The 10,604-nt window shown below is 69.1% G+C and carries 7 protein-coding genes; 5 read left to right on the top strand and 2 right to left on the bottom strand.

Annotated features, from left to right (window positions below):
• Positions 1-59 precede the first annotated feature (59 nt).
• Together QHF83_RS47620 and QHF83_RS47625 are read left to right on the top strand one after the other, a co-directional pair.
• Positions 60-2,129 carry a bifunctional aldolase/short-chain dehydrogenase gene (locus QHF83_RS47620; protein ID WP_282424795.1) on the top strand — a complete coding sequence of 690 codons (2,070 nt, stop codon included), beginning with the start codon at positions 60-62 and terminating at the stop codon, positions 2,127-2,129.
• A 42-nt stretch (positions 2,130-2,171) separates the two neighbouring features.
• Complete coding sequence (locus QHF83_RS47625; RefSeq protein WP_282424796.1) at positions 2,172-3,098, top strand: TRAP transporter TatT component family protein; 927 nt, start codon at positions 2,172-2,174, stop codon at positions 3,096-3,098.
• Between the two features lie 360 nt (positions 3,099-3,458).
• On the opposite strand, the gene QHF83_RS47630 is transcribed toward QHF83_RS47625, so the two are convergent.
• Both QHF83_RS47630 and QHF83_RS47635 read right to left on the bottom strand, forming a co-directional pair.
• Positions 3,459-5,117 (bottom strand): TRAP transporter large permease, encoded by a 1,659-nt coding sequence (locus QHF83_RS47630; RefSeq protein WP_282424797.1) that lies wholly within the window; start codon positions 5,115-5,117, stop codon positions 3,459-3,461.
• Positions 5,114-6,376 carry a TRAP transporter small permease subunit gene (locus tag QHF83_RS47635; protein WP_282424798.1) on the bottom strand — a complete coding sequence of 421 codons (1,263 nt, stop codon included), beginning with the start codon at positions 6,374-6,376 and terminating at the stop codon, positions 5,114-5,116. The genes QHF83_RS47630 and QHF83_RS47635 overlap by 4 nt, the downstream gene beginning before the upstream one ends.
• Positions 6,377-6,576: 200 nt before the next feature.
• Here QHF83_RS47635 and QHF83_RS47640 point away from each other — a divergent pair, with 200 nt between their 5' ends.
• The 3 genes from QHF83_RS47640 to QHF83_RS47650 all read left to right on the top strand — a co-directional run.
• On the top strand, positions 6,577-8,124 hold the full coding sequence (locus QHF83_RS47640) for an NAD(P)/FAD-dependent oxidoreductase (protein ID WP_282424799.1): 1,548 nt from the start codon (positions 6,577-6,579) through the stop codon (positions 8,122-8,124).
• 9 nt (positions 8,125-8,133) lie between these two features.
• Positions 8,134-8,526 (top strand): DUF3592 domain-containing protein, encoded by a 393-nt coding sequence (locus QHF83_RS47645; RefSeq protein ID WP_282424800.1) that lies wholly within the window; start codon positions 8,134-8,136, stop codon positions 8,524-8,526.
• A 74-nt stretch (positions 8,527-8,600) separates the two neighbouring features.
• Positions 8,601-10,604, top strand: a 2,004-nt coding sequence (locus QHF83_RS47650; RefSeq protein ID WP_282424801.1) for a serine/threonine protein kinase, incomplete at its 3' end; no start/stop codon positions are given.

Below are 10,604 nucleotides of genomic sequence, written 5' to 3' on the forward strand. Positions count from 1 at the left end.
CGCGGTTTGTCCCTTCGATCGGGCCCGGCGCCGCCTGCCTCCCGTGGTATGAACGCGGCGTGGAATCACGGTACCGCGCCGCAGAAGCCGCCCAGTTCGTCGAGACGTACGGCCCTCGCTGGGGCGAGGATCTGGCCCTGCGCGTCTACACGTCGCGCCTGCTCGGTCAGGACCCCGATCTCGTGCTGCACGGCGGCGGCAACACCTCCGTCAAGACGCGGGTGACCGAGCTCGTCGGCGACACGACCGAGGTGCTCTACGTGAAGGGCAGCGGCTGGGATCTCGGCGCGATCGAGCCCGACGGCTTCCCCGCCTGCCGGCTCGCACAGCTCCGGAGGCTCTGCGAACTGCCGAGCATGACCGACGAGCAGATGGTCTCGCTCCTTCGCTCGCACATGCTCGAGCCGAGCGCGCCGACGCCCTCCGTCGAGGCCCTCCTCCACGCCTACCTGCCCTTCAAGTACATCGACCACACGCACGCCGACGCCGTGCTCGCCATCGTCGATCAGCCGGGATCGAACCAGCTCGTGCGCGAGGTCTTCGGCGATCGCGTGCTCTTCATCCCGTACGTGATGCCCGGCTTCGCGCTGGCGAAGAAGGTCGCGGATCTGTGGCGCGCGCTCACCCGCGCGGGCCGCGAGCCGAACGTGATGATCCTCGACAAGCACGGGATCTTCACGTGGGGCGAGACCGCGATGGAGAGCTACGAGCGCATGATCGCGAACGTGACGCGCGCCGAGCGCTGGATCGAAGAGGCGACGGCCCTCTCGCAGCGCACGATCTCGAGCCCCTCGCCCGACACCTGCGCGCGCCTCGCGCCGATGATCCGCGGCGCCCTCGCCCGCGCCTCGGGCGAGCGCTGGATCTGCTCGTTCCGCATGACGCCGCAGATGGTGTCGTTCTGCGACCGCGGCGACCTCGAAGAGATCACGCAGATAGGCCCGGCCACGCCTGATCACGTGCTGCGCACGAAGCCGAAGCCGCTGCTCTTGCCGCCGCTCTCGCCCGACGATCCCCAGAAGACGAAGGCCACGCTCGACGCCGCGATCGCCGCGTACGCCGAGCAATACAAGGACTACTTCCGCCGCTGCTCGGCACAGCGCCCCGGCGAGAGGCGCGAGCTCGATCCGTGGCCGCGCGTCCTGCTCATCGAGGGGCTCGGCGCGTTCACCGCGGGCAAGACGCGCAAGGACGCCGAGATCACGGCGGACATCTACGAGCACACGACGGGTGTGATCGAGCAGGCCAAAGCGAACGGCGGCTACGAACCCGCGAGCGAGCTCGACATCTTCGACGTGGAGTACTGGAGCCTCGAGCAGGCCAAGCTGAAGAAGAGCGGAGGCGCGGGCAAACCGCTCGATCGGCACGTCGCGCTCGTGACGGGCGCGGCATCGGGAATCGGTTTCGCGACAGCGCGCGCGCTGCTCGCCGCGGGCGCGCACGTGACGCTCACGGATCGAGACGAGGAGGCCCTCGAGCGCGCCGCGCAGCCGCTCGTCGAGGCGCACGGCGATCGGGTCTTCCTGCTGCCTTGCGACGTGACCTCGAAGGACGACGTGCGCATGACGATCCGCAAGGCGACGCTGCGCTTCGGCGGGCTCGACGTGGTCGTGTCGAACGCGGGCGCGGCGTTCGAGGGGCCGATCCACGGGGAACAGGGCGACAGCGCGCTGCGCGCCTCGCTGGAGGTGAACTTGCTCGGGCACCAGAACGTCGCGCGGTTCGCCTCCGACGTGCTGATCCAGCAAGGCTCGGGCGGCGCCTTGCTCTTCAACGCGTCGAAGAGCGCATTCAACCAGGGCCCCGATTTCGGCCCGTACGCGATCCCGAAGGCCGCGCTCGTCGCGCTCACGCGCCAGTACGCCGTGGATCTCGCGCCCTACGGGATCCGTTCGAACGCGGTGAACGCCGACCGCATCCGCACGGGCATCTTCGGCGGCGGCATGCTCGAAGCCCGCGCCCGGGCGCGCGGTGTCGGCGTGGATGAATATTTCCGGGCAAACCTCCTCCGCCGCGAAACCACCGCAGCCGACGTGGCGCAGGCCTTCGTTTATCTCGCCACGGCGGAGGCGACGACAGGCTGCGTCATCACGGTCGACGGGGGAAACGCAGCGGCGTTCCCGCGGTAGGTCGATTGAATTGCATCGCGGACACGACGTACCATCCACGTCGTGCGTCCCTTCCAAACCCTCTCCGTCCTCGCACTCTCCGCGCTCTCGCTCGCCAGCACGGGGTGCATCAAGAAGATGTTCCTCGAAGGCCAGATCGAGGCCACGGCCACGGCCTCGGCCGCGATCGACACGATGACCGACTACGAGGTCGCGAAGGTCGTCGCGTTCAACGGCATCGGCCAGTTCGAGGGCATGCATTACCTGGCCCCGGACAACGAGGACGCGCTCTTCGCGCTGGTCAAGACCTGGACGAGCGCGACGTTCGCCTTCACCGAGGACGAGCTCGAACAGGCCGAGGACGAGGAGGGCCTCGAAGGTCCGCGGTATCTGCACCTGCGAAACCGCGCGGCCGCGGCCTACGATCGCGGCTTACGGTACGGCCTCGAGCTCCTCGAGACGTATCACCCGGGCTTCGAGGGTGCGCGCAAGAACGACGACACGATGCGCGCCTACACCGCGCAGTTCACGGATCCCGAGCGCGACGCCCCTGCCCTCTTCTGGGCCGGCTACGCGTGGATCAGCAAGACGAACATCCTGAAGGACGACCCCGCAGCCGTCGGAGATCTGTTCATCGGCGTCGCGCTGATGGAACGATCCGTCGCGCTCGATCCGAAGTACATGGCCGGCAGCGGTCACACGATCCTCGGCGCGTACCACGCCCGCACCGCGATGGCCGAGCTCGACGAGGCGAAGAAGCACTTCGATCAGTCGCTCGCAATCCACGGCGGCAAGATGCTCCTGACAAAGGTGCAGTACGCCGCGAAGTACCACTGCTTCAAAGGCGACAAGGACAGCTACGTGAAAGCGCTGACCGAGGTCGTCGAAGCCGGCGACGTCTTCCCCGAGCAACGCCTCGCGAACGTGGTCGCGAAGCGCCGCGCCGTGCGTTACCTCGGCAAAGTGCGCATGCGCGAGTGCGGCTTTTGAGCGTGTGATCGAGAGCGTAGCGCCGGGGTTTCACCCCGGACCCGACCAGGGGCTGTCCGCCCCTGGACCCGGACCAGCGCAAGCGCTGGACTCGGGGTCGATGAACTGCGCGATGCGCAGTTCATCGAACAGGCCGAGCCAAGACTGGCGACGACCCTGCCAACCAAGACAGCCGCGCTGACCTTTCAACTGGCAACACTGTCGGTGGTCTTGCCACCGGCCGGTGGAAGAACCGCGCATCGCGCGGTTCTTCCATCCCGAGTCCAGGGCTTGCCCTGGTTCGGGTCGAGGGGCGAACAGCCCCCGCGGGGCCCGGGGCAGAGCCCCGGCGCGGCGGCCCCAGCGTGAGAGCGGAAGCGACTAGCCTCCGTCCTTCCCTGCTTCGAGCATCTCCTTCAGCAGATCGTCCATCGGATCGGCGGCCTTCGGCGCCTCTGCGTCGGGGGCTCCCGCGTCTGCGCCGCCGCCGAGCATCTCCTTCAGCAGCGCGTCCATCTCGTCGACGCTCGCGTCCGCGCCTGCGTCCGCGCCGGTGTCCATCGCGGGGATCACGTCGCCCGTGGGCTTCGGCTTCTCGGCTTCCTTTGCGGCGAGCCCCTGCCCATCCGGGCCCCACTTCGCGATGTCTTCCTTCGAGCACGGCTTGAGGTTGTTCGTGTCCTCCTGCACGCATTCGAGCAGCCACGCCTCGCGCGGCGCGGACCCGTCCTTCGCGGCTTGCGCGCGCGCCTTCGCGACGTCGCCTGCGATCGTGAAGCTCGACATGGATGGCACGACGATCACGAGACCGAGCCCCAGCGCGAGCAGCGCGACGAAGGGCAGGACCACGCGGTAGACGTCGACGATCGGCCTCGAGAAGCGGAAGCTCGCGATGAAGAGGTTGAGCCCCATCGGCGGCGTCACGTACGCGATCTCGAGGTTCAACAGGAACATGACCGCGAGATGGAACGGGTTGATGTGGAACGTCGCCGCGAGCGGGATGAGCAGCGGGATCGCGACGAGCAGCGCGCCGAACGGCTCCATCACCATCGCGAGCACGAAGACGAAGAAGTTCAGGACCAGGATGAACTGCCAGGCGGCGTTCATGCCTCGCTCCATGAAGAACTCGAGGATCGCCTGCGGCATGCCGGCCTGGATGATGTAGTTCGTCATGGCCGTGGCCATCGCGAGGATGAGGATGATCGCCCCGGAGAGCATCATCGCGTCCTTCGCCACCTTCACGACCTTGCGCAGCGTCAGATCCTTGTAGACGAAGACCTCCACGATCAGCGTGTAGATCACGGCCGCGCCGGCGCTCTCGTCGAGCTCCATGAGCCCCGTCGCCAGGCCGAGACCGACGAGCAGCGGGGTCGCGAGCTCCCACTTCACGTGCCACACCGCGGAGCCGGCTTCTTTGAGGTCGAACTTTGCTCGCGGGATGCCCGAGCGCTTGCCCTCGTAGAACGCGTAGCCGCAGAGCAGCAGCATCAACAGGAGGCCCGGAGGCAGCGTCGCCTTGTAGGCGCGCGTGACGTCCACGCCCGCGATGAAGGCGTAGATCATGACGAGCGGGCTCGGGAAGAAGAGCAGGCCCATCGCCCCCGCCGTCGTGACGAGGCCGAGCGTGAACTTCTCCGAATAGCCCTGCCGACGGAGCGCCGGATAGAGCAGACCGCCGATCGCGACGATCGTGACACCGCTGCCGCCCGTCAGCGTCGCGAAGAACGCGCTCGCCACGGTGCACACGATCGCGAGACCCCCGGGCATCCAGCCGAGCACCGCCGAGGCGGCGCGGACGATCCGATCGGGCGTCTTCGACTCGGCCATCAAGTAGCCGACGAACGTGAAGAGCGGGATCGTGGCGAGGATCGGCGTGTTCGAGAACCTGTCTTCGAGCACGTTCGCCGCGATGAACCGGACGAAGCGCTGATCGGGCAGATCCGAGCCGAGCCACGACAGGATGGAGATGCCGCCCATCACGGCGAAGAGCGGCATCCCCACGAGCGTGAGGAGAAGGATGACGATCGCCCAGAACTTCATTGCGCCCCCTCCCCCGCCGCCGCGGTCGCATCTGGAGCGTCGTCCTCGTCCGGTTCTTCGGCGTCTGGCTCGAGCGAGGCGTGACCGGATACGACGAGCAGCGCGCGGAGCAGCACGCGCAGGCCGATCATCCAGAGCCCCACGACCCACATGAGGTTCATGTCGTGCACGAGCACGCCGCGCGCGCTCTCGCCGGGCAGGTTCACGATGGCCACGCGCGGCTCGTCCTCGGCGCCCGGCGGCGCCTTCATGCTCGTGACCTCCTCCGCGGTGAAATGCTCGGCGAAGCCCGCCTCGTCGAGCCAGGTGTTCCACGCGCGACCGTTCATGCGTGAAGGATCGTCCCAGCGCGCCCCCTTGAAGACCACGCTGGGCATGACCCGCAGATCGAGCGCGAGTTGCTTACGCAGGACGAAGACGTGCAGCGACGAGGTGCGCGCGACGCCGGAGACCTTCTCCGCGAGCGGCGCGTCCTTGCGCTGGCCGAAGCCCTCGATCGAGATGTAGTCGAAGAAGCCGAAGCCCGCGGTGAAGCAGACGACGGCCGTCGCGACGGCGCCCGCGATGTGCACGAAGGGGCGGAGCTTCGGCTGCATGAAGCGCAGCACGACATCGATGTTGATGTGCTTCGATCGCGCCGCCGCGAGCGAGCCGCCGATGAGCGCGACGAGCAACGTGAGGCGCGTGGCGACGCCGCGCAGGCCGCCGACGAGCGTGAGCGCCGAGCCCTCCTGGAGCCAGTTCAGGATCGCGTCGAAGTGCTCCACCCCGACTTTGCGCCATGCCGGCGCGATGCCCGCGCCGATGGCCATCGCGACGATCGTCACGATCGCGCGCTTCGTCTCGTCGTCGATCTTCGCGCGCGCCGTCCCGAACCGCGCCAGCGCGCCGAGGATCGCCGCGCCGAGCAGCGCGCGAAACACCGTTCCGGCGGCGTTGTCCGCTTGCACCGGCGCGGCCAGGCCGCGCAGCGAGATCCACGAGACCAGCGAGAACACGAGCGCGAGCAGCACCACGAAAAGCAGGCGCGATTCGAACCACGTCAGCGCTCGCTCGACCCGCGCGAACGGCCGGGCCCACGCGGCGCCTGCGCGTGGCGGCTCCGCGTGCGTCTTCGCGCCCTCCTCACGCGAAGGCCCGTCCTCTGCTTCGCCCTTCTCCGTGCTCGCCGAAGCCTCGGACTCGGTGGGCCTTTCGCCCTCGGCCGGGTCTTTCTTTTCGTCGCCGACCTCGGCTTCGTCGTCGCGTTCGCCTGCCATGGCGCGACATTAACGGTTTCATGAAGCCCCGGTAAACGGCGGCGAACGCTTCGACGCTGTGCGTAGGGGGGGTTTGGGGCGTAGCTCGGCTTGTCCGAGCGCAGCCCCCATCTTCAGAAAGGTTTTGCCTGGCTGGATCCAGCGCTCCGCGGCCCCGTGATGCGTGGACAAACGGGAGCACGCGGGCTAACGAAATTCGCATGGAACAGCGCGCCGACGTCGTGATCGTGGGGGCCGGGCACAACGGTCTTGTCGCGGCCATCCTGCTCGCTCGGAAGAAGCTCCGGGTTCTGGTACTGGAAGAAAAACCCACCCTCGGCGGTGCCACGAAAACCGAATTCCCGTTTTCCCGCGCCCCGAAGCTCGGCGTCTCGACCGGCGCGTACCTGCTCGGCCTGATCCCGCCGGAGCTCATCGCGAAGATCGGCGTCGATCTGCCGATGAAACGGCGTGACCCGCACTACTTCCTTCCCACGCGGGGCAACCGATACCTGCTCTTCGGATCCGATGCGGCGTCGATGCGCCGGCAGATCTCGGCGTTTTTCTCGGAGGCGGACTGGAACGCGAACGTCGCGCTGAACGAGGAGATCGCGGCGATCCGTGACGACATCGCAAAGACGTGGCTCGAAGAGCCGCTCTCGCTGGAGGAGACCGCCGAGCGATACGTGCGGCCGGCGCTTCGAGGAGCGTTCGTCGATCTCTGCCGCGGGCCCGTGAGCGACTACCTCGATCGGTTCGGTTTCCGGAGCGATCTCATCAAGGCGATGTACGCCGTGACCGACGGTTTTTCCGGGCTCTCGGGCGGCTACGACTCGCCCGGTACGGGCATGAACTTCCTCGTCCACAACATGTGCCGCCTGCCCGGCGCCGATGGGACGTGGATGGTCGTCGAAGGCGGCATGGGCACGGTGTCGCAGAGGCTCGCGGCGAAGGCGCGCGACGAGGGCGCGGTGATTCGCGAAGGCGCGAAGGTCGCGTCGATCGAGGTCACGGACGGCGCGGTGAGCGGCGTGATCCTGGAGGACGGTTCGCGCATCACGACGAAGGTCGTGGTGTCGAACGCGGATCCCTACCGGACGCGCGGGCTCGTGGGGAAAGAGCGTCTGCCGGCAGCGCTGTCGCAGCGCCTCGACGAAGTGCAGCGGCCGGGCACGACCATGAAGGTGAACATGGCGCTCCGAGCGCTGCCGACGTTCACGTGTTTGCCAGAGGATCGTGGGCAGTACGGCTCGACGATCCACCTCCTGCCCGACGAGGACGAGGTGCTCGCGTCGCTACGAAACACCCACGCCGACGCGATGGCCGGGCGCCTGCCGGAGTTCCCGTCGATGGAGTGGTACATCCACACAGCCGTCGACGGCTCGCTGCGCGACGCGGAGGGACGCCACAACGCCGCGCTCTTCGTGCAGTGGGTGCCCTACGAGCTCGAAGGCGGCCGCGCCTGGGACGACGCGCTGCCGGGCTACGTGAAGCACCTGCTCTCGATCTGCGATCGCTTCGCGCCCGGCACGAGTGATCTCGTGGAGGACACGTTCGGGCTGTCGCCCAAAGGAATCGAGCGACATTTCGGCATCACGTACGGACACATCCACCACGTGGACAACAGCTACGGTTTTTCCGAGCGCATGCCGTATCGCTTCGGTGTCCCCGGTCTCTACCTCGCGAGCGCCGGCGCGCACCCGGCCGGCGCGGTGATCGGCGCCGCGGGGCACAACGCCGCAGAGGCCGTGATCAAGGACCTCGGGTAAGCTCTCGTCGTGTTCTCGTCCGTCGGCATCTCCCTCGCGGCAGGGATCTCGGCGCTCGCAGGTCTCGTGGAGATCACGCGGGCCGCTCGGCTCGTGCGCGTGGGCAAGATCGCGACGGCGCGCGTCGTCGTGAACACATCCGCCGAGTCGGACGACGACGAGCCACCGCCGCGGCTCCGTTTCCGGACCGAGGACGGGCTCGACGTCGAGGTCGTCGAGCGGACCCGCAAAGCCGGCGACGAGGTGCGGATCGGCGCGGAGGTGCCCGTGCTCTACGATCCGCGGGATCCCGAGCGCGCGCGGAGAAACGCGTCGGCGCAGATCTGGGGCCCGGGGCTCGTGTGGATCGCGTTCGCCGCGCTGCTCGGTGTCGCCGCGGCCGTCCAGGCGCTCGTGACCTGACCGTCCCGATCACAATTCGAGCACGGACTCTCCCCCCCCGCGCGCGCCAGAACGAAGTAGTATCGCCGGAGACCGTGACCTCGGCCCAGAACCCCATCGTCCCGTCGGATCCTCTGGCCGCTTCCCAGGGCTACAAACCCACGCTGCTCGACGGAACGCCGTACCGCTTCCTCGCGCCGCTCGGCCGCGGAGGCATGGGCGACGTGGTGGAGGCCGAGCACGTCGCGCTCGGCAAACGCGTGGTCGTGAAGCTCCTGCAAGAGCGGCACGCGAACCGTCCCGACTACGTCGACCGGATGCGGATCGAGGCGCAAGCGCTGGCGAAGATCACGCACCCGAACCTGGTGCAGGTGACCGACTTCGGGCAGACGGCCGAAGGACGGACGTTCCTCGTGATGGAGCGGCTCCACGGGCGGAACCTGCGCGAGGAGCTCGAGCAGCGGACGTTCTTCCCGGTGGCCGAGGCGATCGACGTCGTGCGTCAGGCGCTCGCGGGCCTCGCCGCGGCGCACGACGCGGGCGTCGTGCATCGCGACGTGAAGCTCGACAACCTGTTCCTGTGCGACGCGCCGAACGGTGAGCGCCGCCTGGTGAAGGTGCTCGATTTCGGCGTCGCCAAGGTGATCGGCGTGATGGGGGACAATACGCCCCTGCCGCTCGCGTTCCCCACGGCCGAAGGCGTGGCGATGGGCACGCCGCGCTTCTTCTCGCCCGAGCAAGCGCGCGGTCGGCCGGTCGACGGTCGCGCGGATCTCTACGCCGTGGGCATGGTGCTCTACACGCTGCTCGCAGGGCGCGGGCCGTTCGATCACATCACGACGCTCCTGGAGCTGACGCGCGCGCACGCGTTCCAGGTGCCGGAGCCACCCTCACGGTACGCGACGCAGGCGCTGCCAGCCGGGCTCGATGCGATCGTGCTGAAGGCACTCGCGAAGGAGCCCGCGGATCGTTTGGCCACGGCGCGGACGTTCGCCGCAGAGCTCGAGCGCGTCGCGGACGGCCTGTCCTCGAGCAACATCCGCCCGCGCTGGGACACGACGGACGTGATGCCGACGGTGCCGGCCGTGAAGAAGGAGCCGGAGCCGGTCGTGGACGACGAGCCGGCGACGATGCGCGTGGACGCGCTGCCGAAAGGCGCGCTGCCGAAGGCGATGCCGGACGACGACGACGACGCGCCCGACACGCCGACCCGTCGCCTGGTGCGAACGATGCCGTTCATGCGCGGTCAGCGAAAGAGCGCGGTGCCGCCGCTGCCGCTGCCCGAGGCGCCGCCCGCACCCGCGCCCGCGTGGGAAGCCAAGCAGACTGCGACGATCAGCGAGCCGCCGAAGACGCTGGAAAACGTCCCGCTGCGGTCCTCCGAGCCGCCGACGCTCGCGCGGCCCGAGGCGGCCACCTCGCAGCCCGCGAAGTCCCAGGAAGGCTCCTCGTTCCCGCCGGATCCGATCCTCGACGCGACGCTCACCTCGGCGATGCGCGCGCCGAAGCCGCCGAGCGATACGTCCGCGCTTCCGCCCGATCCGATCCTCGACGCGACGTTCCCGTCGGGCCCGCGCGCCGAAGAGCCCACGCAAGCCCGCAGCCCGTCCGAGCACCCCGCCGCGAACCGCGTCCCCTCGGAGCACCCTGCAGCCCCCACGCGCACGGGCTCCGAGCGGCCTACCTCGTCCGGCGGAACGGGCCGCGCGGATCGGATCTCCGCCCTGCCCGGCCGAAACCCCGATCGACCTTCGATCGTGCCCGGGCGCGAGGGTCGCGTCTCCGTCCTGCCCGGCCGCACGGATCGCACCTCGGCCCTGCCGACGCGTCCCGATCGCATCTCGGCCCTGCCCGCTCGCCCCGAGCGCACGTCGAACGTCCCGCCGCGCGCGGCCGAGCTTGCCGCAGTGCCCGAGCGACGCGGGAACCCCCCCGCCGCCGCGCCGCTGCACCCGCCCGCTCCGCTGTCCGAGGAGCGCATCTCGGTTCCTCCGCCCGGCCCCGGCGGCAGCTCCGGCGGCGGCCCCGCTGGCGTGCGCCCGCTGCGCGCGCCCGTGCCCTGGCGAAGGCGCCCCGCGGCCGCATCGACGAGCGGCGCC

The sequence above is a fragment of the Polyangium sp. 15x6 genome (assembly GCF_029960785.1).
Classification (GTDB): Bacteria; Myxococcota_A; Polyangia; order Polyangiales; family Polyangiaceae; genus Polyangium.

What these genes read in the sequence shown, in the direction of transcription:
- QHF83_RS47630 (WP_282424797.1), bottom strand. Translation starts at nt 5,117, where the DNA reads ATGAAGTTCTGGGCGATCGTCATCCTTCTCCTCACGCTCGTGGGGATG.
- QHF83_RS47635 (WP_282424798.1), bottom strand. Translation starts at nt 6,376, where the DNA reads ATGGCAGGCGAACGCGACGACGAAGCCGAGGTCGGCGACGAAAAGAAA.
- QHF83_RS47640 (WP_282424799.1), top strand. Translation starts at nt 6,577, where the DNA reads ATGGAACAGCGCGCCGACGTCGTGATCGTGGGGGCCGGGCACAACGGT.